The organism is Vibrio ichthyoenteri ATCC 700023 (assembly GCF_000222605.1).
Classification (GTDB): domain Bacteria; phylum Pseudomonadota; class Gammaproteobacteria; order Enterobacterales; family Vibrionaceae; genus Vibrio; species Vibrio ichthyoenteri.
In genome coordinates this window covers 12,938-35,448 of sequence record NZ_AFWF01000215.1, presented here as the reverse complement: position 1 = coordinate 35,448, position 22,511 = coordinate 12,938, and the positions used below count along the sequence as shown (strand labels likewise).

Sequence of the window (22,511 nt, the reverse complement as noted above, 5' to 3'; positions counted from 1 at the left end):
CTCGCTTACTCGCTTCTCGCTTCTCGCTTCTCGCTTCTCGCTTCTCGCTTCTCGCTTCTCGCTTCTCGCTTCTCGCTTCTCGCTTCTCGCTTCTCGCTTCTCGCTTCTCGCTTCTCGCTTCTCGCTTCTCGCTTCTCGCTTTAGACCGCGTGATGAATGGTGCTTTTCGTTTCCGTTTGTACTGAGAATTTTTGTCCAAGCATCGCAATCAATTGATCGTAATATTGGCTATTTTGTTTATTGCCGAGCAGTTTACATAGCTCGTTTCCGGTTGGCGTAAAACGGTAGTAAAGTAAACGCACTCCTTTGCTATGCACTTGCAGCGCAAGATTCTTACCTTGGTAAATTAATGGCAGCGGGGACTCTAAATCAATCTCACCTGATTCCAGTTCAGTACCGTGCATCAAACCGAGCTCAAACAGTACCAATAGGCTTGAATAGGGCAGTTGATAATTACCCAGATTAATATTGGTGGTGAGAGTACGTTTACCAAGACTGAACAAGCCACCTTGAGCCCGGAATCCAATTAAAAGTTTGCGGCTACTGTCGTGGCCAAAACTACAGGCAAGTGAAGCCGCGCGTTGGAGAATTTGCGCTTCTTTCGGAGTCATATCTTGCAAGACTTTAAGCGCTTTCATCGAGGTGGAGCCAGGGTTAGTGACTTCACGTTTAAAGACTTGTGCCCACAAGCGCTGCATTGAAGGGTTGTGAACCTCTTGGGCCATATCAAAGAAGCGGTATAACCAATCTTGATCCGGCTCGCCAGCTGTCTCATCACTGCATGCTGTGTAAGCCAGTTTTAAAATCTGCTCTAAGTTTTTTTGGCGTTGTTCACGACGGCGACGATCGCGCAACAAAGCTCTTTCTAGGGCGGGTTTTTGTGGTGATTCTTTTTGTAATAGGGCATCTAGACCATGAGTTTGAGCAATATGCAGTACGCGGCTCGAGCTGTCTTTAACATAGTTAGATTTTTTGTCGTGACGGCTTTCTTGGCTAGGCTCGTGCTCGATAATTACTGGATTAGAATTCTCAGACATAGGTTTCCCTTCACCCACATAGACTTAGTGATAACTGTACCTTTTTACACCAAAGCTCGCTAGAGAAACTAATGTGAGTTATCTCGATCTTGTTTGAAGTTATTGTACGCTAGATTAAGCAATACAGTGGTTGGGGCCAATGTATTCTAATTTGCAGGGAAAGGGATTTTGTTGCTTTGTGTTCAAGTCATCTTAAATTTAATTTAGCCCTCTAACGGTAAAATTTCACTACCACCATTGATAACAATTTGTTAAAGTTGTTATCAATTAATGAGGGGCTTATGAGATATTCCAAAGAGAATAAATTCAGAAAGCACCTATCAATTGCCTTATTACTCTTCGTTTACTTAGCCGTGCTAGTCTATTTATCTAGGTATTTAATCTAGTCGCTGAGATTTTTAGGGCAATGAATAGGTTGCTTGTTTGTTAAATTTTGCTCATTACGAGTCATGCTACTCGCGCTGTGTTGTGGCGCGAGTCAGATAGCTTAATGCGGCTTAGTAATCATCGTATTCTGCGATGGCACTCCCTTCAATCATATAACCGGTTTCCGCCAATTCATGACTAAGCGTTTCTGTTTTGAGCGTGCCTATCACGTAGATCACATCCCAAAGCTGTTGGATCGGAGCCCCTTGTGGAAATTTCACATAGATAATCTGATTGGGTGGTGGTGGTGGAACATGAATACAGGCGCCGAAGTACGGTACTAATAGAAATTCGGTGATTTTCTCATCGTCACCTTCGAGTGGAACGACAAATCCCGGGATTTTGACCTGACTGCCATTAAGCTCTTGCCTAACCGAGCCTAGTGTTGATTGCTGCATTGCCGCGCCACTATGATCACTAATGATCGGCATGCCGACGGAATCAAATTGATTACGTTCATTCTCAGGGATCAAATCTATCCAATCTAAGGTCAACATATCTTCATTCGCTGCGCTATACGTTGGCAAGGCTAAACTCAATGTCCAGCAAAGTAATACAAAGACTTTTTTCATTATTACACTCGTATTGTCATTCCATCGCTTAGAGACTGACGATAAGCTCGTAGCGCAGGGAAAATGCCTATCATGGTTCCAGCAAATTGGACAGCTGCGATCAGGCCTAGTTCATAGTAGGACAGCATGACTAAAGGTAGTTGAATGCCGTAGTTTTGGGTCACAAAAGGCCCCGCTAATGCTAGCAAGCCATAAAGTAAAATGATGCCGACCAGAATGCCGACAAAGGTCAGCACGCTTGCTTCTAAGATCAGTAAGCTGAAAATATGTCTCGGTCTGGCGCCCATGGCTCGTAAGATCGCCATTTCTCTGCGTCGCTCTTGTAAGCTGGTGAGTAAGCTGGAAAGCATACCTAATAAACCTGCCACCACAACAAAGCCAGAGACTACCATCAGAGCTTGTTCGGCAACGGACATCATGCCCCATAGTTCGTGTAAGGCCACGCCGGGTAAAATAGCGCTTAGCGGTTCTTGCGGGTAGGTATTGATCTGACGCTGTAAGGCAAAAGTTTGAATTTTAGATTTTAACCCGACCAACATTGCAGTGATCTGATTGGGAGTAAAATCTGCTTTTGCTAAAGATTCAGCGCTTGGCGTTTGACCAAGGCGTGCTCCTGATTCCCAACCAACATGAATGGCTTCAATCGCTTCGAGCGAGACATGCACGGTTTTATCGACCGGAGTGCCGGTTGGCGCAAAAATACCGACCACTTTAAACGGTAAATTATCGTGGCGACTAAAGCCAACATCGCTAATTCCGTGTGCAATAATGATTTCACTGCCAATTTGGTAGCCAAGTTTCTTCGCCACATCGGCACCAATCACCGTTTCAAATAAGCCGTCAAATGGTTTGCCTTGGCTAAGTTCTAACGCCTGCTTATTGCCGTAGCGATAGTGTTCAAAATAGCTTTGGTTGGTGCCTAATACACGAAACCCTTTGTGAGAGTCTCCCAAAGATAACGGAATGGTCCAATCGACCGCGCGGTGTTGACTGAATTCTTGATAGCTTTTCCAATCAATATTATTTGTGGCGTTGCCAATCCGAAATACGGAGTAGAGCAATAGATTCACTTGCCCTGAACGTCCGCCAACAATCAGGTCGGTACCCGAAATAGTATTGGCAAAACTGGCTTTCGCTTGGGTGCGAATCCGCTCAACGCCAAGCAGTAAAACCAGCGATACCGCGACAGTCAAAATGGTCAGAAAGGCCGTTAAGCGTCGATTGTTGACGCTCTTCCACGCTAACATCAAGGTTGGGCTCATGCTTGCTCTCCTGCTTGATTGATGTGGTGTAGATCCACGCTACGATCAAACAGCGCTTCGAGAGTTGGATCATGGCTGACAAAAACCAAGGTGGCGTTAACTTGATTTACTTGTTCGAGCAGTAGCTCGATAAAAGCGCTGCGATTGTCGTGATCGAGCGATGAGGTTGGTTCATCAGCAATGATCAACGGTGGATTGCCCATTAAAGCACGAGCGGCAGCGACGCGTTGCTGCTGACCGATGCTGAGTTCCACGACGGGCTTATGCAGCAGCGATGGGCTAAGGTGTAGTTTGCTCAACAAGGCTTGCGCTTGAGGTTTTAAATCCGTGCTGACGCGGCTCTTGCGTTGCGCTGAGAATTGGCAAGGAAGAATCACGTTTTCAATCACGCTCAAATAAGGCAGTAGGTTGAATTGTTGAAAGATATAACCAATGTTGTCTGCGCGGAAGCGATCGCGCTGCCGGCTACTAAGCTGAGATAGGTCCTCTCCGAGAATGGTTAGCGAACCTTGCTGGGGGTGATTAATCCCCGTTAACAACCCCAGTAGTGTGGATTTGCCACAGCCACTTGGCCCTTTGATAAATAAATGTTCGCCACGACGTACTTCTAGTTTTTCAATGACTAGCGTAGGGCTATTACTACCTGGCCATGAAAAATGCACTTGGCTGAGGTCTATCACCTTTGATTGTGAGGTGTTGTCCATTGAGTATTCCAATCAATATCGAGAACAAGTAGAGCTTGGCCTTGGTGCCAAGCTCTCTTATGACTTACAGCTTAATCGTGCTGTTTTTTGGGCTTAAGTCGAGCGCTTTTTGCTCAGTGTCAGTCAGCACATTCGCGTGTACTTTCTCTGTGCTTGGAAATAGGCTAAACCATTGCGTATCGATTTGGTCTAGATCGTCAATTTGGTCGCATTGGTAGTGGTATTCAATGGTGAATTCACCATGACTGGCGTGATCTTCATGAGCAGCATGATCTTTATGTTCATCATGGTCATGATGTTTTTCTTGCGCTTGATGATGGGCTTTTTCATCATGCTGGTCGTGGTCGTGGTCGTGGTCGTGGTCGTGGTCGTGGTCGTGGTGCTCATCTTCACCTAACGTGTGGCGCACTGAGACATGCTCGATTTCACATTGAGCAGATGACGAAAGAGTAAGTACTTCTTTTGGCTTTTCCAGTTGAGCAATTGCCTTAGCAAGCGCTTGGTTTTGAGCCTCGTTTTCTGGAGCATGCTCAAAACCAACCACATCAGCACCGGGAGCGGTGATTTCTACTAACAGCTCATTCGTATCTTGTGCAATGTTGAATTCAACCTCGCCATGGACATGAGCATCATGCTGGCGAAAACCCTCTTCAGCGCTAGCTGTATGAGCCAATACCAAACCTAGAGCGAGAGCAATCGGAGAAAATTTGTTCATTTTATTATCCTAGAACTTATCAAAACATGTGTTAATACCCACAGGAAAGTTGTGAGTATTGAGATACCTAAAATCATGTTAGGTATGAAAGATGAAATGTATTGTTTTAGATAAGCTTAGGTGGTGCTCGCGCAATTTGCGCAATCACTGGAGCCTCTAGGTAGTGGTATACAGCAAGCGAAGGTGGAGGCTCTGAGCTATTGGCGATTGGTAGAGTGAGTGGGCTTGACTTGGCGCCATGCACAACACTAGCAAATAGCTGGCAGTGATGGTGCTCATGATGTTGAAGATCGAGATCTAATTGATGGTGGATAACCGCGAAATTGGTCCATAGCAGCAGCATGACTGTACTAAGTACAACCATCATTTTGCATCGAAATAATAAACCAAAGCGGTGCATAGTGACCATCAAAAGTAAAAACGGAGTTGTTATACTATAACAACTCCGACTAAAACTTTAAGTGCTAAATTGTTCGATTAGAGGTTTTGTGCGATAAGTGCTAGGACTTGTTGCACTTCATCTTCTGACAGCACGCCTTCTTTTACGAACAACACCTTACCTTGTTTATCTTGCACGATGATCGCTGAAGATTCTGCTTTTAAATCCCAACTTGCCGCGACTACGCCGTTCTCATCTAGGACCATTGAAGACCATGGAAACTCGGTTTTACTGTCTTGTGCTGAAGATTTAACGAAAGATCCCGTCCCCCAAATTGAATCATCTTGGTTGATGATGGTCGTGGTTTGGTAGTCTTCGGCTGGAAATTGTGATGCGGTAATGGCGGCCATCAATGGTGCATTCATTTCTTTTGCATGACTGCGGCCCGCAATCGCTTGAATAACGCGTACCTTGCCTAACATTGCCTCGCTATTCCATGTTTGGTAAATCGTATCGTTATCTTGCACTAGTATTTCACCGTAACTGGCGACATCCACAGTTGGCACCGGTTTGCCGATGGTTAAATTGTGCGCATTAGCAAACATAGGTAAAGCAGCAATAGCGAGAGCGATAAGCGTTTTGTTGTTCATTATTTTCTTCCTGTTAAGTCATGCTTGGCTGACGAATCTAAAGTATATACTCAAACTTTAGTCCAAGAAGCCAGACCATTGGTGAAAGCGGGGCTTAAACGTTATCTTGTGGCGGAAAACAAATTCCTGTCCCACCAAGACCACAATAGCCATTTGGATTTTTCGCTAAGTATTGCTGGTGATAACTTTCAGCAAAATAATAGGTTTTGGCAAAGTCGATTTCGCTGGTGACCTCTGGCTGACCAAGTAAGGCTTGATAGCGTTGCTTTGAGTCGAGAGCATGTTCAAGTTGTTTTTGGCTATAAACATAAATCGCAGAACGATATTGGCTACCTAAATCGTTACCTTGACGCATGCCTTGAGTTGGGTTGTGTTGTTCCCAAAAATGGTGGAGCAGTTGTTCAAAAGTGAGGATGTTGGGGTTATAAACTACTCTGACGACTTCAGTGTGGCCAGTATGACCAGTACAGACTTCTTCGTAGGTTGGATTTGGCGTGTAACCTCCGGCGTAGCCGACCGAGGTGCTTACCACGCCATCGAGCTGCCAAAAGAGGCGCTCTGCGCCCCAAAAACAGCCCATACCGAACAAAACTTGTTGTTCGTTCTCTTGTGGCATAGCTGACAATTGGGAGTGGTTGACGAAGTGTTGGTCTTCGATTTGTAGCGGTGTATCTCGACCGGGTAAAGCCAATTCAGCAGAGATGAGAGTTTGTTTATCTAGCATATTGAGTGTCCTTGAGCGCTTGTCCTTAGAAGAAGACCGTGAATTTGACGTTTTTCATACAGACTAAATCAACAACTAACGTTATCATTTAATATAAATAATACGAATTAATAACGTTCATACTGCATGTTTAAAAAGCCTCTCGTCATTCTGATTTCTTTACTGTGTCTGCCCAGCTTTGTGGCTGTGGCGGATGTGGACCTGTCGATCCGAGGCTTAAAGGGCAAAATTAAAAGTAACGTTGATGCCTATTTAACCTCGATTCCTCAAAAGGAATACGATACTTCACTTCGTTTTCAATCTCGCTTAGAGCGCAGCATTACCGAAGCGCTCAATGCGCTTGGTTACTATCATCCACAATTTGAGTTTAGCGTATCGAAAGATGGTCAGGATCTGATCGTGGATGTTACGCCGGGCAAACCCATACTGGTGACTCAGTTGGATGTTCAATTTACGGGTGAAGCCAAGCAAGATAAAGATTTCGCGGCTTTAGTTGCACTTAGTGGTTTGAAAGTCGGTAAACGGCTCAATCAGGGCGAATACGATGCGTTAAAGTCTGGTATTCGTAATCTTGCGCTGCAAAAAGGCTATTTTGAAGGGGATTTTGACCTTAGCCGTTTAGAGGTTTCGCCGGAACTAAACCAAGCGTATATACGGTTGCATTTTGATAGTGGTATCCGTTATCACTTTGGCGAAACCATCATTACGGGTAGCCAAATTGAAGAAGACCGTGTTCATTCCCTAGAACCGTATCAAAAGGGTGATCCTTATTTGGTCACCGATATAGGCATATATAACCAAAATCTATCCAATACAGATTGGTTCTCGTCGGTGTTTGTCGAGCCAGACTTAAGTCATCTTGGCCAAGGGCGTGAGCTACCGGTAAAAGTTTCATTGGCTCCACAAGCGAAAAACCAGCTGGAGACGGGTATTGGTTATTCCACCGATGTGGGCGTTAGAGGTTCCCTAAAATGGAAAAAACCATGGGTGAATTCTCGTGGTCATAGTTTTGATAGTAGTTTTTCGCTGTCAAAACCAGAGCAAACCATCACAGCCGGTTATCGAATTCCATTGGATGATGTACTCAATGAGTACTATCGCATCCAATACGGAATGAAAAACGTCGACAATCGTGATACCAAGAGTTTGGAATCGAATCTGGCGTTAGAGCGCCATTGGACCCTTGATAATGGTTGGCATAGAACGCTGTTTATCCGCTATCTCTTAGAGAACTATGAGCAGGGTATTCAAGATGATAATGCGCAGTTCTTACTACCCGGTATTTCTTTTTCCCGTACTCGATCGCGGGGAGGATCGATGCCGATGTGGGGAGATCGCCAGAGTGCCACCATTGAGTATGGCGATCCGAAAGCCTTATCAGAGACCCGAGTGTTCCGCATACAAGCGGGGACAACTTGGATACGTAGCATTGGCGATAATCATCGCGGATTGTTCCGTATTGACGGCGGTGCCAATGTGACTGATGAATTGGATAAGCTATCGCCTTCGCTGCGTTTTTTCGCTGGTGGTGACAATAATTTACGCGGCTATGGGTATGAATCGATCTCGCCGCGAGATTCGAGTGGCGCATTGACCGGGGCAAAATACATTGCAACCACATCATTGGAATATCAGTATCGAGTGGTGGGCAATTGGTGGGGGGCGATGTTTTATGACTACGGTGATGCCTTCAATAAAACCCCAGATTTTAAACGTGGTGTAGGTGTAGGGGTTCGCTGGGCATCGCCTGTTGGCCCTGTTCGACTCGACTTTGCTTGGGGTCTAGATGCCAAACCGGGAGATGAATTCCAAGTACACTTTACTTTAGGGCCTGAGTTATGACCAAAGTGGTATTAAAGTGGTCAAAATGGCTTTCTTTGATTGTTTTCGGTTTAGTGTCAGCATTGTTGCTGGCGCTAACTATTTTATTGTTCTCCAAACCGGGCTTGAGTTTGGCGGTTTGGGCTGCGGATCGCTTTGTCCCGCAATTGACGATTGGTTCCCATCAAGGCTCAATTTTTCCGCGTTTTACTTTAAATGATGTCGCGTTTAAAGATGACTCGTTGCACATTGATGCCAAGGTCAACGCGCTCACTTTAGCAATAAAGCCTGCCTGCTTTACCGAGCCCAGTGTTTGTATTGATGAGATCGCGATACAAGGTGTGCAATTTACTATGCCGCAATTGCCACCCTCACAAACGAGCGCGGAGCCAGAAACAACAAGCGATAGTTTAATTACCGCTCCTTTACCGATACGTGTTGGGCAAATATTGTTGCAAGATGTCGCGCTTGATGTGTTAGGAAATCAGGTCAGCTGGGATACGTTTGCCAGCGGTTTGATCTTCCAAGGTAATCGCCTGAGTATCAATAAAACCGTTTTTGATGGCGGCATTGTTACCTTAGATCCTACTCCTGACAGCCCTCCCCCCCAAACCGCCGACGTAAGTGATCCACAACCGATCATCCTACCGGATGTCGTTCTACCTCTGTCGATTGATGTGACACGTCTTGATGTTTCGAATTTTAAACTTGAGCAAGCTGAGCCAGTGGTGATCCATCACCTAGGTTTAAAGGCGCTGGCGAGCCAATCAAGCATCAAAGTGACGCAGTTAGAATTAGAAATGCCACAAGTGACCGCAGATCTAAATGGTGAGGTGACTTTGTCACAGGGCTACCCACTGGATCTTAAGTTGAATGCGTTATTGAATATCGATCCGGTTAAAGGGCAGAAGCTACAACTAAAAGCGAGCGGTAGTGTCGAAAAGCTGAAACTTGATGCTCAATTACGTCAGCTCGTTGAAGCTGATATTAAAGCCGATCTTGAACCTTTAGATCCTGTGATGCCTTTTCATTTAGCGGTCAGTAATGCGAAAGCACAATGGCCATTAAAGGGTGATGCGGATTATCAAGCGGCGATTGCACAGTTTAATGCTCAAGGATCGTTGGATGGTTATCAACTGGATCTTAATGCCTCTGCGCAAGGAAAAGCGATTCCGGAAGTTGATGTGAACCTCAAGGGTAAAGGTGATCTATCCGAAATTCATCTCTCGCAATTGGTTGTTGATACGCTGGGCGGTTCGGTTAAAGGTTCGGCGATGGCCAACTGGCAAGCGCCAATCAATTGGGCTGCCGATTTGAAGCTATCCAATATTCAACCTGGGTTGCAGTGGCCACAAGCGGAAGGCAATCTCAGTGGCGCGTTGCAAACTGATGGTGCCTTAACTGAGCAAGGTGGTTGGCAAGTTAATCTACCCATGCTTGATATCGATGGTATTTTGCGCCAATACCCACTTAATGTTGCGGGCTCACTCAAAGCATCCGATCCACAAGGCCAAGGGGATATTCAACTTGAAACCCCTAAACTGGTGCTTTCCCATGGCCCAAATCAGATTGAAGCAAAAGGTCAGCTTGCGCAGCAATGGAATATGGAAGTGCGCTTGAATCTGCCTGAATTGGCTAAGTCTATCCCTGATCTGAAAGGTCGAGCCATGGGGGATTTGAGTTTACGCGGTAAGATGAGTGAGCCTGAAGTTGGCGTTAACCTTGCTGTCAATGACATTGATTGGCGTGGTGAAGCACAAGTAAAAAGTGTGCGCTTAAAGGGAGACGTCATCCCGTTGCCCTTGCCTCATGGTCAAGTGAATCTAACGGCTGAAAATATCCAGTATCAAGATGACGTGATTGATGATGTTGAGCTGAATATTGGCGGTAACCAAGACGCACATGAGTTGAGCTTAGAGGTTAATTCCAAACTAGTGTCCAGCAGTTTAGCGATCAGCGGTAATTTAACGGATAAACCCAATTTGGTTTGGCAAGGTCAGTTGGCTCGCATGATGATTCGCTCACAACAAGGTGATTGGACTCTCAATCAAGCCACGGCGGTTAAGTTTGATTTTGCAAGTAATATGGCGGCGGTAGGAGCGCATTGCTGGCAACAAAATGATAGCTCAGTATGTCTGGATAAAGACATTGAAGTTGGTGAAAGCGGTGAGGCGCAATTATCAATCAAGCAATTTGATTTCACTCAGCTATCTATGTTTATGCCAGAGAAGACCGAGTTAACCGGATCGGTGGAAGGCTCTGTATGGGCTAAGTGGGCACCTAAGCAAGCGCCTGAATTGAAAGCGTCGATCACGATGCCTAAAGGCCAAGTGAAGCAGTTACTGGAAAAGCCGTTAGTGTTTGGCTGGGACAGTGTCAAAATCACAGCTGACATGACCAATAATAAACTGGCAGCCGATTGGCTGTTTGATGTCACCGATAATGGCGATGTTAGCGGTCAGGTCACTATTCCTGATGTCACGGCGCAAGATAAGCAGATGGAAGGCCGTTTAGCGTTGAGTACGTTCAATCTTGATTTTCTCAATGTCTTAGTGGGTGAGTACAGCCAACTAAAATCAAATATTGAGACCGATCTAAGCTTTTCAGGCCCATTATTGCATCCACAGGTCAAAGGGCAATTTGTGATTGATGATATGTTGCTGCATGGGGATATCTCACCAATTGATGTTGATTCCGGCCGCTTAAGCATCGATTTTTCAGGTTATAACGCGAGGTTGAAAGCTGCGATTCAAACCCCAGATGGTGAATTGAATTTGACCGGCGACGGTGATTGGCAAGATCTGCAAGATTGGCGCACCAATGTTCGTGTTTTTGCCGATGAATTAAAAGTGGATGTACCGCCGATGGTGCGGATCAAAGTGATCCCGGATATGACGATTTCAGCCCAGCCGAATTTAGCGAAAATTGATGGCAATATTGCCCTTCCTTGGGGGCGAATTGTGATTGATGAATTGCCGCCAAGTGCGGTCGGTATCTCTAAAGACTTAGTGCTGGTGGATAGCAAAGGTGAGCCGATTGAAAGTGACGCTACGGTGCCGTTTGCCGTGGAAACCAATATTAAGATTAAGATTGGCGATGACTTCAAATTATCCGCGTTTGGCTTAGAGGGTGGTTTAGTGGGTGATCTTAAGGTGGTTCAGAAGAACAAAGGTCCTTTTGTCACCGGCGAGGTCAACATTACCGATGGTTCTTATCAGTCATTTGGTCAAGATTTGCTGATTGAAGAAGGTAAGATTTTGATGAATGGTCCGGTTGATCAACCTTATGTGCAAATTACCGCAATCCGTAACCCAGACAATACACAAGATGATGTCACCGCTGGGGTGAAAGTCGTTGGTCCTGCCGATGAACCACAACTGACGATTTTCTCTGATCCCGCCATGCCGCAAGCAAATGCGCTATCTTATCTATTGAGAGGTCAAGATATTGATGGTGAATCAGGTGGCAATGCTATGACGACCACCTTGATTGGTTTGAGTTTAGCCAAAAGCGGTAAAGTGGTTGGAGAAATAGGCCAAGCCTTCGGTGTACAGGATTTACAGCTGGATACCGCAGGTTCAGGGGATGATTCTCAAGTCACCGTAAGTGGCTACGTTTTACCGGGCTTACAAGTTAAATATGGGGTCGGTATTTTTGATTCTGTCGGTGAGTTCACGGTACGTTATCGCTTGATGACGGATCTTTATCTGGAAGTTGTTTCCGGTTTAGACAGCGCGGTTGATCTGCTTTACCAGTTTGAATTCAACTAGACTGACGCTTTGAGATCTTATCAATAAAATGACCAACGTAAGGAGAACGATGAAGTGCAGCATTTAGTATTTGTTTATGGCACGCTACGTGAGAACGAAAGTAATCATCACTTTTTACGTCATGGGCAGTTGTTGGGACGCCATGAAACCTTACCTGAATACGCCTTATATGATCTTGGAACATATCCAGCCGTAGTAGAGGGACACCAAGTTATTTTTGGTGAGGTTTACCTTGTTGATGACGCGACCTTACAAGCTCTTGATCAGCTCGAAGATGTACCGGTTGAATATCGCCGAGAATTGATAGCGACGCCATTTGGTGAAGCTTGGATTTATCTTTATCAAGATGCCTCACAATTGGATATCGTGATTGCATCAGGTGACTGGTGTCAGCGGGTATAATGACCAAACAATGATGCAGACGCTGGTAAGAGATGGCGTTCAATAATGCATGTTAGGAGGTAATATGAAGTGGAAAGTGATGTTGATGTGCAGCGTATTAATGGGTTGCGCAGCTCAACCGATTTCAATTCCGAATACCACGGAAGCTTGGCAAGATTATGGCCGCCAGCAAGCGATAAAAGGCCACCAATTGCAGAGCGAACAAAAATTGGCAGAGCTCGACCAGTCTGGCGTGTTTACTGATGAGTTATTTGAAGCTTATCAGGCCGGTTACGCGGTGGGTAAAGAAAAGTACTGTTCGCAAAGCGCTTACATGCTAGGTCGTATTGGTCAGCCATACCTTGGCATCTGTGATGATGTTGATCCGTTTTTTCGCAGTGATTACAACAATGGCCGTAACGAATCTTGGTAGTTACGGAATAACCTGATTGATGCGATAAAACCACAAAGCCAGCAATGCTGGCTTTGTCTTTTGTGAATGGCTATTTTTGAGCACGCTCATAAGATTCGAGGATCTCTTGTCTTGCAGCCTTAACATCGGCCCAACCATCAACTTTGACCCATTTACCCGCTTCCAGCTCTTTATAGCGTTCAAAAAATTGGGTGATCTGTGCTTTGAGAAGTTCAGGAATATCATCTACATCTTGGATATGGTCGTATTCTTTGGATAGTTTACTGTGCGGTACGGCAAACACCTTCGCATCTTCACCCGATTCATCGGTCATCTTTAACACACCCACAGGTCGACAGCGAATGACCGACCCCGGCATCAATGGGTAAGGGGTTGGAACCAATACATCGACCGGATCGCCATCAAGCGATAAGGTATCATTTACATAGCCGTAATTGCATGGATAGAACATTGGCGCAGACATAAAACGATCCACAAAAACCGCGCCAGAATCTTTGTCTACTTCATATTTAATCGGGTCTGCGTTGGCAGGGATCTCGATCACGACATACAGGTCATCCGGTAGAGATTTACCAGCAGGTACATCATTCAAGCTCATGAGTAATATCCTTATATTTTAGTTGCTTGGTTAAAAATGCATCTATTACCATATAGGTAAATAGCCTTTAATGTAAACAAACTGTTGTCAGTTTAGATGGAAAAAAAGCGCCTCGCGGCGCTTTTTTATATTTAGTCGGGATGTAATTCCAACAGCATCTCAACTTGTTTCACCATGTTTTTTGAACCAACAAAAAACGGCACACGTTGATGCAGCTCTGTGGGTTTTAGATCCATGATACGTTGTGCGCCATCCGAAGCTAAGCCACCAGCTTGTTCGATAATGAAAGCCATTGGATTGCATTCGTACAATAAGCGCAGCTTACCTTGTGGGTGGCTTTGCGTACTTGGATATAGATAGATGCCACCTTTGAGCAGGTTACGGTGAAAATCGGCCACCAGTGAACCAATGTAACGCGACGTGTATGGACGGTGGGTTTGTGGATCGTTTTCTTGGCAATATTTAATGTATTTTTTTACCCCTTGCGGGAAACGAAAATAATTGCCTTCATTGATAGAATAGATCTGACCATCATCCGGGATCATCATATTTTCATGAGATAGGCAGAAAGTGCCTAACGATGGATCGTAGGTGAAGCCATTGACGCCATTACCTGTGGTGTACACCAACATCGTAGAGGAACCGTAGATCACATAGCCGGCTGCGACTTGCTTGTTACCCGGTTGCAGGAAATCTTCTTCAGTCGGTGGGGTACCAATTGGAGATACGCGACGATAAATAGAAAATATGGTGCCAACCGAGACATTGACATCAATATTGGAGGAACCATCCAAAGGGTCCATCAATACCACATATTTAGCGTTTTTATTCAGCTCTTTGTTGAACGCCACCGCTTGGTCTTCTTCCTCACTCGCGACGCCACAAACTTGATCACGAGCCTCTAACGCGGCTTTAAATTTGTCGTTGGCGTAAACATCCAGTTTTTGTTGTGCTTCACCTTGTACATTTTCAGTACCGACAGCGCCAGTGATGTCTACTAAACCTGCTTTATTGATTTCGCGGTTAACGATCTTGGCCGCCAAGCGAATCGAAGAGATCAGCGATGAGAGATCACCACTTGCGTGAGGGAAGTCCGCTTGTTTCTCGACGATGAATTCGCCAAGGGTGCGCATTCCAGACATGATATTTCCTTTTAGTCAGCTAAATACATTGGGCTTGAGTGATGGATTTCTAGTGATCCAGTGCAATAGGGAGGATTTGCTCAGTGATTAAAAACTCCCTAGATAAGTGTAAGACGTAGATCTTTTTATGGGTAATAAACTAACTGCTTGAGATCCCAATTTATTTACATTGTGTTTTGCCATGATAGAGGGAATAGAAAAGTGCGCGAATAAGGCGAAATAGGTCGATTCAATTGGCAATAGAGTGATCAAAACGGTTCGCTTTTAGTGGCTTTATCGCCATAATGAAGTGGTATTTTTAGCGTAGGACAAGGTTTCGTTTATGCACATTCATATCTTGGGGATCTGTGGCACCTTTATGGGTGGCGCGGCAACACTAGCGCGTCAGTTAGGCCATAAGGTTACGGGCAGTGATGCCAATGTTTATCCACCAATGAGTACCATGCTGGAATCTCAAGGTATTGAAATAATAGAGGGTTTTGACCCTGCGCAATTGAATCCTGCGCCGGATCTGGTCGTGATTGGTAATGCGATGAGTCGCGGCAATCCTTGCGTGGAGTATGTACTTAACAACAACCTGCGTTACACCTCTGGACCACAGTGGTTACAAGAGTTTTTACTGCATGATCGCTGGGTGCTAGCGGTATCGGGGACGCATGGTAAAACCACTACCTCAAGTATGCTGTCTTGGATACTCGAAGATTGCGGTTATCAGCCAGGCTTTTTGGTCGGTGGCGTGTTGGGCAACTTTGGTATTTCTGCTCGCTTGGGTGAAAGCATGTTTTTTGTGGTGGAAGCGGACGAATATGACAGTGCTTTTTTCGATAAGCGTTCAAAGTTTGTTCACTACCATCCACGCACATTAGTGATGAACAACTTAGAGTTTGATCATGCAGACATCTTCGATGATCTCGAAGCGATCAAGCGTCAATTCCATCATCTTGTTCGTACTGTGCCGGGCAACGGGCGTATTTTAGCGCCAAAAGCTGATCAAGCGCTGGCCGATGTGCTGGACCGTGGTTGCTGGAGTGAAACCGAATACACCGGTGAGCAAGGGGATTGGCGCGCAGAAAAGATTGTCAAAGATGGTTCGCAATTCCATGTGCTGCTTGATGGTGAAATCAAAGGTACAGTGAAATGGAATTTGGTTGGCGATCATAATGTCGATAACGCTCTAATGGCGATCGCGGCAGCTCGTCATGTTGGTGTAACAGCTGATCTTGCTTGTGAATCGCTAGCGAAATTTATCAATACTAAGCGCCGCCTAGAGCTGAAAGGGCAAGTGAATGGCGTGACGGTTTATGATGACTTTGCCCATCACCCAACCGCGATTGAACTGACGATGGGGGGCCTGCGTAACAAGGTGGGCAGCGATAAGATCATTGCAGTACTAGAACCGCGTTCCGCGACGATGAAACGTGGTGTTCATAAAGATACTCTCGCAGCATCATTGCATCATGCCGATGAGGTTTTCCTTTATCAGCCAGAGAGCATTGAATGGTCGGTAGAAGAGGTTGCTCAGCAATGTTCTCAACCCGCTTATACCAGTGCTGATATCGATCAATTGGTCGATGCGATCGTGGCAAAAGCAGTTCCGGGCGATCATATTCTAGTGATGAGTAACGGCGGCTTTGAAGGTATTCATGGCAAGCTGCTAGAGAAACTGGCAGGTTAAAACAGCATGACAAACAAGAGTAGTAAAGCGATTACTTTGGCCTTTACTGGCGCATCGGGCGCACCTTATGGGTTGCGCTTACTCGAGTGCTTGTTAGCGGCAGATTATCAGGTTTACCTGTTGATCTCTTCTGCCGCGCGAGTGGTATTGGCGACTGAACATGGTTTGAAATTGCCCAGCGGCCCAGCGGCTGCGCACCAAACGTTAGTTGCGCATCTCAATTGTGATGCAGATAAATTGGTGGTGTGTGGTAAAGACGATTGGTTCTCGCCAGTGGCATCGGGCTCCGCTGCGCCAAAACAGATGGTGGTGTGTCCATGTTCTGCAGGCAGTGTGGCGGCGATTGCTCACGGCATGTCGGATAATTTGACTGAGCGTGCTGCCGATGTGGTGATGAAAGAGCGTGGTCAGTTATTGTTGGTGGTGCGTGAAACGCCATTTTCGACCCTGCATTTAGAGAACATGCACAAGTTGTCACAAATGGGCGTGACCATTATGCCTGCGGCTCCGGGGTTTTATCATCAACCGAAAACCATTGAAGATTTGATCGATTTTATGGTGGCGAGAATCCTTGACCATTTGGGCATAGAGCAGGGATTAGTCCCGCGCTGGGGTTATGATCAACGTCAATAATATCGAGCTAGCCATGGGTTAGTAGAATGATTACAATCCTATCAATACTCATCGGGGAGCCATGCTGTGATGCGCTGGCTGAGATTGGTCAATGACCGGGACCCGTGTACCTGAACCAGATAATGCTGGCGTAGGAATTGAGTCTGGTCATTTAATTTTGCGATAATTAAACCCCGACCTCAAACCTGTGCCGCTCAACTCGGAGAGAGCGAACAGTGAAAACCACCAAGTTAACCACCACCTTTAGCACGCTAGCGATTGCTTGCGCGTCTTTTTCTGCTTTCGCGGCGGACAATACCCTAACCGTTTATACCTACGATTCATTTGCTGCAGACTGGGGCCCTGGCCCAACGATTGAAAAAGCCTTTGAAGCTCAATGCGGTGGCTGCGATGTTAATTTTGTCGCTCTGGATGATGGCGTGTCGATCCTTAACCGTTTACGTTTAGAAAATGGCAATAGCAAAGCGGATATTGTTTTAGGTTTGGATAATAACCTAATGGCCGAAGCGAAGAAGACCGGTTTACTGAGTGAGCACAAGGTTGATACCAGCAGCGTAACGATTCCCGGTGGTTGGCAAGACAGCACTTTCGTTCCTTATGACTATGGTTACTTTGCCTTTGTTTACAACAAAGAAAAATTGGCCAATCCACCAAAAAGCTTGCAAGAGTTGGTCGAGCAGCGTGATGATTTGAACATCATCTACCAAGATCCGCGCACCTCAACGCCGGGTCAAGGCTTGATGTTGTGGATGAAGTCTATTTATGGTGATGATGTTGCCGCGGCATGGCAAAAGCTGGCAGCAAAAACGGTTACGGTAACCAAAGGTTGGTCTGAAGCTTATTCTATGTTCTTAGAAGGCGAAGCGGATATGGTGCTTTCATACACCACATCGCCGGCTTACCACATTATTGCCGAAAACGATCTTAAATACGCGGCAGCGGATTTTAGTGAAGGTCATTACACCCAAGTGGAAGTAGCGGCGAAAGTGAAAGGCAGCAAAAACGAAGCGTTGGCTGATCAGTTCATGCAGTTTATTTTAAGTGACCAATTCCAATCAGCGATGCCAACAGGCAACTGGATGTATCCAGTGACCGATGTTACACAACCAAAAGGTTTTGCAACACTGACGATACCAAGTAAAGCGCTCAGCTTTAGTGCCGATGAGATTGCCGCACAGCGTAAAGCATGGATTCGTGAATGGCAAAGCGCTTTGACGCGTTAAGGTTTTTACTTGAATCGTATTCCTAAATTAGGGCTGTGGGTCGCGATGTTTATCGCGGCCTTTGTCTTTTCAGCTCTGGCGGCATTATTTTATGCGGCACCTTCGCTTAATCTATTGCAGGTGTGGCAAGATCCTTACTATCGCCACGTTACTCAGTTTAGTTTTTATCAATCGTTTCTTTCGACATTACTCAGTGTCAGTTTAGCCATACCCGTTGCCCATGCGCTTTCAAGGCGAGACTTTAAAGGCAAAGGCCTGTTACTCAAGTTGTTCAGCTCTACCTTGGTGCTTCCTGTCTTGGTTGGCGTTTTTGGTTTGCTCTCGATTTACGGCAATTCTGGTCTAATTGCCGACGGGTTGGTGCAATTTGACCAAGCCTTGCCGTTTTCCATTTATGGTCTCAACGGTATATTGTTGGCTCATGTATTTTTCAATCTCCCTTACGCTGCTCGCTTGTTGCTGCAAGCATTAGATACCATTCCTCAAGAGCAACATAAACTGTGTGCCCACTTGGGAATGAGCCAGTGGCAGAAATTTAAGTGGGTTGAGTGGCCGCGTGTGCAACAACAGTTACCGCATGTGTCTGGTTTAGTTTTCATGCTGTGCTTTACCAGTTTTGCCACTGTGATGGCGTTAGGCGGTGGACCCAAGTCGACCACCATTGAGTTGGCGATCTACCAAGCGATTAAGTTTGATTTTGATCTGCAAGCTGGTGCCTTGCTGGCGATTTGGCAAATGCTGTTGTGTGGTGTCTTAGCACTGTCGATTCAACGCCTTGCCAAGCCTCTAGCCGTGTCGGCAGGTTCAGTTACCCAGCAGCGTTACTTGGTTAATGATGGTCGTCTCTCTCGCCATTGGGATGCATTTTGGATTGGTTTTGCATTGTTGCTGGTGGTGCCTCCTCTACTGATGGTGGTACTCAGTGGCTTGAATGGGGAAATTTTTTCAGTATTGCGCGATCAGCGTTTTTGGCAAGCGTTACTCTCTTCATTACAAGTTGCGGCGGTCGCGAGTGTGCTTGCTTTAAGCGCGGGGATTGCGATTCTTACTACAAGCCGTCGTTTGCGCTTGAACGGCAAAAGTCGCCATGCGGATCAAATTGAGCTGCTCGGAACGATTATTTTGGTTACACCAGGATTAGTTATTTCGACCGGGCTATTTTTGCTACTGCGCAATATTACCGATGTGTTTAGTCTGGCGTATTTTATTGTCGTGGCGGTCAATGCCCTGATGGGGTTGCCTTATGTGATTAAAACCCTCTCTCAGCCGATGTTACAAATAGAGCAGAATTACCAATATCTAGCCGCCAATCTGGGCTTGAGAGGGTGGCAGCGATTTAAAGTCGTAGAATGGCGCGGGTTGAAAAAACCAATGGCTCATGCATTTGCGTTGAGCTTTATGCTTGCCATGGGTGACTTGAGTGCCGTGGCGCTGTTTGGTGGCGGTGATTTTCGGACCTTACCATTGTACTTGTTCCAGCTATTAGGCAGTTATCAGATGGAGGCGGCTGCGGTGGTTTCTCTGACATTGCTGCTGTTGAGTGTAGGGTGTTTTACCTTGATCGAAAAATTGTTTAAAGCTAACCAGACTGCAAAAGCCAAAGGTGATTTATGTTAAGCGTAAAGCAGGCCCACTATCACTATCATAGTGAAGCGTTTGATTTTTCATTACAGGTCGATCAGGGCGATATTGTGGCCCTGATGGGGCCAAGCGGCGCCGGTAAATCGACATTGTTGGCTTTGTTGGCTGGATTTATTGAACCGGCTTCGGGAAAAATCTTGGCTGCGGGACAATCATTGGTTGGTAAGGCGCCTCATCAACGACCAGTGGCGATGTTGTTTCAAGAACACAACCTCTTTGCTCATTTGACGGTCGGTGAAAACATTGGTTTAGGCTTACACCCGGGGTTAAAACTGAGTGCTGAGCAAAAGCGGCAGGTCGCTGAGGCCGCTCAACAAGTTGGAGTGGGTGACTATTTAGAGCGTTTACCAGAACAGTTGTCTGGCGGACAGCGGCAACGGGTTGCTTTAGCACGTTGTTTTGTTCAGCCGCACCAAGTTTGGTTATTGGATGAGCCATTCTCGGCACTTGATCCTTTATTGCGTGAAGAGATGTTGATGTTGGTTAAGCGCTTGGCGAAAGAGCGCCAGTTAACCGTTGTGATGGTGACTCACCACATTAGTGATGCACGTTCAATCGCGAGTCATTTCGCGTTTGTGGCCAATGGTAGAGTCGAGGTTACGGATAAGATCGAACAATTGTCTGCCGAGCACCATAATTTAGCTCTGGCCGCTTTTGTTAAAGCTGGTCACTAGTTAGTGTGACTAGAAATAAAAAGGCTTGCCAATCGGCAAGCCTTTTTATTAAGCGGAGCAAGATCAACCTTTGGCTTCTTGCAACGTTCGTAGTACTTGGAAAATCTCACGATAAGCTCTTGGTGGCTTATTCGCTTGTTTCTCTTTTGCCGCTTGACGAGCAAGTTGACGCAAGCGTTGACGATCCGCCTCTGGGTACATCGTCATCACAGCTTCAATCGCACTGTCGCCTTCAGCCGCGATACGGTCACGTAGCAGCTCAAGTTTTTGTAGCATTACAGTGTTTTGTGCATGCTTGTTACGGATTTTATCCAGTGCCGCTTGAATTTGCTCTGCATCTTCGTATTGCATCAGTTTACCGATGCGTTGCAGTTGGCGACGACGAGCTTCATTTTTGAAGCGCTGTGCATCTTTCACTGCGTCTAAAAGATCTTCGCTTAGTGGCATTTTTTTAAGAGTAGACGAACTCAGTTCGACCAGCTCTACGCCTAGCTTTTGCAAAATATCCATATCGCGTTTCATCTCGGATTTACTAACCCAGATGATCTCTTCTTCCGGTTCCCATGGCGCTTTTTGATTCTTACGAGCCATCTCTTTTGCCTTTATTTGACTATCTCTTCTTCTATTTTAACAAGAATCTTGGGGAGAAAGCGAAATTCTTGTTATCCTAGAAGCAATACTCATGAAAATGTAGAAAAAATATGGACGTAAGAGAGCAAGTCGCTCAGCAGCGTGTTGAGCTTGAAGCCGCCGTCGCTAAAGCGTTAGAGATGGCTGCGGTTAAGGCTGATGCCGCAGAAGTGGCGATTTCCAAATCGACTGGATTAAGCGTATCAACTCGCATGTGTGAGGTTGAAAACGTCGAATTTAACAGTGATGGTGCCTTAGGTATCACGGTTTATCGTGGTCAACGCAAGGGTAGTGCCTCTACGTCAGATTTGAGTGAGAAGGCTATTCAGCAAACGGTATTAGCCGCGCTAGACATCGCGCAATACACTTCTGAAGATCCTTATGCCGGTCCGGCAGCAAAAGAATTTATGGTGCAAGATATTCCTGATTTGGATCTTTTTCACCCAGATACGCCAGATCCTGATTACGCCGCGCAAGTGGCGATTGCCGCTGAAAGACAAGCGCTTGAGTACAGCAGCAAAATTAAACAGAGTGATGGGGCAAGCTACGATAGTCACTATGGGGTGAAAGTCTATGGTAACAGTCACGGCTTACTCGCCAGTTATGCTAGCAGCCGCCACAGCACCAGTTGCTGTGTTATCGGCCAAGGTGCGAATGGTGAAATGGAGCGTGATTACAGCTACACCATGGCGCGTCATAAAGATGAATTGTGGACGCCAGAACAAGTAGGCCAAATGGCTGCGGAGAAAACCGTCAGCCGCTTGGATGCGAAACGTTTAGCGACAGGCAAGTACCCAGTCATGTTTGCCGCAGATGTAGCAACGGGTTTACTTGGACATCTTGTGATGGCGATCAGTGGTGGTAACCTTTATCGCAAGTCGTCGTTCTTACTCGACCATTTAGGTAAGCAAATTTTACCGAGCTGGTTTAATGTTTCAGAGCGTCCGCATATTTTGCGTGGCTTAGCGTCAAGCCCATTTGATAGCGAAGGGGTGTTCACCAAAGATTGTGAAATTATCACTGATGGTGTGTTGGCGACTTACCTACTGACGAGCTACGCGGCACGCAAGATGAAAATGGACCCAACGGGTCATGCTGGTGGCATCCATAACTGGTTTGTGCAATCAACCGGTCAAGATTACCAACAGATGCTTAAAGAGCTTGGTACTGGTTTCCTTGTAACTGAAGTGATGGGGCAGGGCGTAAATACCGTTACGGGTGATTATTCACGTGGTGCCGCTGGCTTCTGGGTTGAAAATGGTGAAATCCAATACCCGGTTTCGGAAGTGACCATTGCGGGCAACTTGAAAGATATGTTCCAACAAATCGTAGCGGTGGGCAGTGACGTGGAAACACGCTCGCAGATCCAAACGGGGTCGATTTTGCTTGAGTCAATGAAAGTGGCGGGCGAGTAAGCGCTC

At 46.1% G+C, this 22,511-nt stretch carries 21 protein-coding genes and 1 riboswitch; of the genes, 10 read left to right on the top strand and 11 right to left on the bottom strand.

All coding sequences use genetic code 11. The features are described 5' to 3' along the window. Positions 1 to 140: 140 nt before the first annotated feature. From RH85_RS15550 to msrA, 8 genes are all read right to left on the bottom strand, one after another. Positions 141 to 1,037 (bottom strand): TIGR03899 family protein, encoded by an 897-nt coding sequence (locus RH85_RS15550; RefSeq protein WP_006713653.1) that lies wholly within the window; start codon positions 1,035 to 1,037, stop codon positions 141 to 143. Positions 1,038 to 1,534: 497 nt separating this feature from the next. Continuing rightward, entirely contained in the window at positions 1,535 to 2,035 is a 501-nt protein-coding gene (locus tag RH85_RS15545; protein ID WP_006713652.1) for a DUF3299 domain-containing protein, read from the bottom strand. A 2-nt stretch (positions 2,036 to 2,037) separates the two neighbouring features. Continuing rightward, positions 2,038 to 3,297 (bottom strand): ABC transporter permease, encoded by a 1,260-nt coding sequence (locus RH85_RS15540; protein ID WP_006713651.1) that lies wholly within the window; start codon positions 3,295 to 3,297, stop codon positions 2,038 to 2,040. Then, entirely contained in the window at positions 3,294 to 4,001 is a 708-nt protein-coding gene (locus RH85_RS15535) for an ABC transporter ATP-binding protein (protein WP_006713650.1), read from the bottom strand. The genes RH85_RS15540 and RH85_RS15535 overlap by 4 nt, the downstream gene beginning before the upstream one ends. A 64-nt stretch (positions 4,002 to 4,065) precedes the next feature. Beyond that, positions 4,066 to 4,716, bottom strand: coding sequence for a zinc uptake protein ZrgA (gene zrgA, locus RH85_RS15530; protein WP_006713649.1), 651 nt, complete (start codon positions 4,714 to 4,716; stop codon positions 4,066 to 4,068). 106 nt (positions 4,717 to 4,822) lie between these two features. After that, positions 4,823 to 5,083 (bottom strand): DUF2607 family protein, encoded by a 261-nt coding sequence (locus tag RH85_RS15525; RefSeq protein ID WP_241210406.1) that lies wholly within the window; start codon positions 5,081 to 5,083, stop codon positions 4,823 to 4,825. 110 nt (positions 5,084 to 5,193) lie between these two features. Further along, entirely contained in the window at positions 5,194 to 5,745 is a 552-nt protein-coding gene (locus RH85_RS15520) for a YtfJ family protein (RefSeq protein WP_006713647.1), read from the bottom strand. A gap of 94 nt (positions 5,746 to 5,839) precedes the next feature. Beyond that, positions 5,840 to 6,469 (bottom strand): peptide-methionine (S)-S-oxide reductase MsrA, encoded by a 630-nt coding sequence (gene msrA, locus RH85_RS15515; RefSeq protein WP_006713646.1) that lies wholly within the window; start codon positions 6,467 to 6,469, stop codon positions 5,840 to 5,842. 126 nt (positions 6,470 to 6,595) lie between these two features. Between msrA and tamA the strand changes: the two genes are divergently transcribed. From tamA to RH85_RS15495, 4 genes are all read left to right on the top strand, one after another. Further along, complete coding sequence (tamA, locus tag RH85_RS15510) at positions 6,596 to 8,311, top strand: autotransporter assembly complex protein TamA (protein ID WP_006713645.1); 1,716 nt, start codon at positions 6,596 to 6,598, stop codon at positions 8,309 to 8,311. Beyond that, entirely contained in the window at positions 8,308 to 12,060 is a 3,753-nt protein-coding gene (gene tamB, locus RH85_RS15505) for an autotransporter assembly complex protein TamB (protein ID WP_006713644.1), read from the top strand. Before tamA ends, tamB begins: the two co-directional genes overlap by 4 nt. Before the next feature lie 54 nt (positions 12,061 to 12,114). After that, positions 12,115 to 12,462, top strand: a complete 348-nt coding sequence (locus tag RH85_RS15500) for a gamma-glutamylcyclotransferase family protein (RefSeq protein WP_006713643.1) — start codon at positions 12,115 to 12,117, stop codon at positions 12,460 to 12,462. Between the two features lie 64 nt (positions 12,463 to 12,526). Next, entirely contained in the window at positions 12,527 to 12,874 is a 348-nt protein-coding gene (locus RH85_RS15495; RefSeq protein WP_006713642.1) for a DUF2799 domain-containing protein, read from the top strand. A 70-nt stretch (positions 12,875 to 12,944) separates the two neighbouring features. Here the strand turns inward: RH85_RS15495 and ppa are convergent, their stop codons facing one another. Together ppa and fbp are read right to left on the bottom strand one after the other, a co-directional pair. Beyond that, on the bottom strand, positions 12,945 to 13,472 hold the full coding sequence (gene ppa, locus RH85_RS15490; protein WP_006713641.1) for an inorganic diphosphatase: 528 nt from the start codon (positions 13,470 to 13,472) through the stop codon (positions 12,945 to 12,947). 131 nt (positions 13,473 to 13,603) lie between these two features. After that, positions 13,604 to 14,614 carry a class 1 fructose-bisphosphatase gene (gene fbp, locus RH85_RS15485; protein WP_006713640.1) on the bottom strand — a complete coding sequence of 337 codons (1,011 nt, stop codon included), beginning with the start codon at positions 14,612 to 14,614 and terminating at the stop codon, positions 13,604 to 13,606. Between the two features lie 322 nt (positions 14,615 to 14,936). On the opposite strand from fbp, the gene mpl reads away from it, so the two are divergent. The 5 genes from mpl to thiQ all read left to right on the top strand — a co-directional run bounded on the left by mpl (position 14,937) and on the right by thiQ (position 20,460). Beyond that, complete coding sequence (gene mpl / locus RH85_RS15480; protein WP_006713639.1) at positions 14,937 to 16,289, top strand: UDP-N-acetylmuramate:L-alanyl-gamma-D-glutamyl-meso-diaminopimelate ligase; 1,353 nt, start codon at positions 14,937 to 14,939, stop codon at positions 16,287 to 16,289. A gap of 6 nt (positions 16,290 to 16,295) precedes the next feature. Continuing rightward, positions 16,296 to 16,922, top strand: coding sequence for a flavin prenyltransferase UbiX (locus RH85_RS15475; RefSeq protein ID WP_006713638.1), 627 nt, complete (start codon positions 16,296 to 16,298; stop codon positions 16,920 to 16,922). 42 nt (positions 16,923 to 16,964) lie between these two features. Next, positions 16,965 to 17,076, top strand: a riboswitch (TPP riboswitch). 61 nt (positions 17,077 to 17,137) lie between these two features. Further along, the gene (gene thiB, locus RH85_RS15470) at positions 17,138 to 18,145 is read left to right on the top strand and encodes a thiamine ABC transporter substrate binding subunit (protein WP_006713637.1); all 1,008 of its coding nucleotides are present in this window, start codon (positions 17,138 to 17,140) and stop codon (positions 18,143 to 18,145) included. 9 nt (positions 18,146 to 18,154) lie between these two features. Next, positions 18,155 to 19,762 carry a thiamine/thiamine pyrophosphate ABC transporter permease ThiP gene (gene thiP / locus RH85_RS15465; RefSeq protein ID WP_039949161.1) on the top strand — a complete coding sequence of 536 codons (1,608 nt, stop codon included), beginning with the start codon at positions 18,155 to 18,157 and terminating at the stop codon, positions 19,760 to 19,762. Then, positions 19,756 to 20,460, top strand: a complete 705-nt coding sequence (gene thiQ, locus RH85_RS15460) for a thiamine ABC transporter ATP-binding protein (RefSeq protein ID WP_006713635.1) — start codon at positions 19,756 to 19,758, stop codon at positions 20,458 to 20,460. Before thiP ends, thiQ begins: the two co-directional genes overlap by 7 nt. Positions 20,461 to 20,523: 63 nt before the next feature. Here the strand turns inward: thiQ and yjgA are convergent, their stop codons facing one another. Continuing rightward, entirely contained in the window at positions 20,524 to 21,051 is a 528-nt protein-coding gene (gene yjgA, locus RH85_RS15455; RefSeq protein ID WP_006713634.1) for a ribosome biogenesis factor YjgA, read from the bottom strand. A gap of 110 nt (positions 21,052 to 21,161) precedes the next feature. Between yjgA and pmbA the strand changes: the two genes are divergently transcribed. Further along, the gene (gene pmbA, locus RH85_RS15450) at positions 21,162 to 22,505 is read left to right on the top strand and encodes a metalloprotease PmbA (protein WP_006713633.1); all 1,344 of its coding nucleotides are present in this window, start codon (positions 21,162 to 21,164) and stop codon (positions 22,503 to 22,505) included. Positions 22,506 to 22,511 lie beyond the last annotated feature (6 nt).

Bases quoted from the DNA above. Each gene is read 5' to 3' on its own strand.
- pmbA (WP_006713633.1), top strand. From the start codon at position 21,162: ATGGACGTAAGAGAGCAAGTCGCTCAGCAGCGTGTTGAGCTTGAAGCC.
- RH85_RS15525 (WP_241210406.1), bottom strand. From the start codon at position 5,083: ATGATGGTTGTACTTAGTACAGTCATGCTGCTGCTATGGACCAATTTC.
- yjgA (WP_006713634.1), bottom strand. From the start codon at position 21,051: ATGGCTCGTAAGAATCAAAAAGCGCCATGGGAACCGGAAGAAGAGATC.
- RH85_RS15545 (WP_006713652.1), bottom strand. From the start codon at position 2,035: ATGAAAAAAGTCTTTGTATTACTTTGCTGGACATTGAGTTTAGCCTTG.
- RH85_RS15540 (WP_006713651.1), bottom strand. From the start codon at position 3,297: ATGAGCCCAACCTTGATGTTAGCGTGGAAGAGCGTCAACAATCGACGC.
- tamA (WP_006713645.1), top strand. From the start codon at position 6,596: ATGTTTAAAAAGCCTCTCGTCATTCTGATTTCTTTACTGTGTCTGCCC.
- tamB (WP_006713644.1), top strand. From the start codon at position 8,308: ATGACCAAAGTGGTATTAAAGTGGTCAAAATGGCTTTCTTTGATTGTT.
- RH85_RS15535 (WP_006713650.1), bottom strand. From the start codon at position 4,001: ATGGACAACACCTCACAATCAAAGGTGATAGACCTCAGCCAAGTGCAT.
- RH85_RS15520 (WP_006713647.1), bottom strand. From the start codon at position 5,745: ATGAACAACAAAACGCTTATCGCTCTCGCTATTGCTGCTTTACCTATG.
- ppa (WP_006713641.1), bottom strand. From the start codon at position 13,472: ATGAGCTTGAATGATGTACCTGCTGGTAAATCTCTACCGGATGACCTG.
- RH85_RS15475 (WP_006713638.1), top strand. From the start codon at position 16,296: ATGACAAACAAGAGTAGTAAAGCGATTACTTTGGCCTTTACTGGCGCA.
- fbp (WP_006713640.1), bottom strand. From the start codon at position 14,614: ATGTCTGGAATGCGCACCCTTGGCGAATTCATCGTCGAGAAACAAGCG.
- zrgA (WP_006713649.1), bottom strand. From the start codon at position 4,716: ATGAACAAATTTTCTCCGATTGCTCTCGCTCTAGGTTTGGTATTGGCT.
- thiQ (WP_006713635.1), top strand. From the start codon at position 19,756: ATGTTAAGCGTAAAGCAGGCCCACTATCACTATCATAGTGAAGCGTTT.
- RH85_RS15550 (WP_006713653.1), bottom strand. From the start codon at position 1,037: ATGTCTGAGAATTCTAATCCAGTAATTATCGAGCACGAGCCTAGCCAA.
- msrA (WP_006713646.1), bottom strand. From the start codon at position 6,469: ATGCTAGATAAACAAACTCTCATCTCTGCTGAATTGGCTTTACCCGGT.
- mpl (WP_006713639.1), top strand. From the start codon at position 14,937: ATGCACATTCATATCTTGGGGATCTGTGGCACCTTTATGGGTGGCGCG.
- RH85_RS15495 (WP_006713642.1), top strand. From the start codon at position 12,527: ATGAAGTGGAAAGTGATGTTGATGTGCAGCGTATTAATGGGTTGCGCA.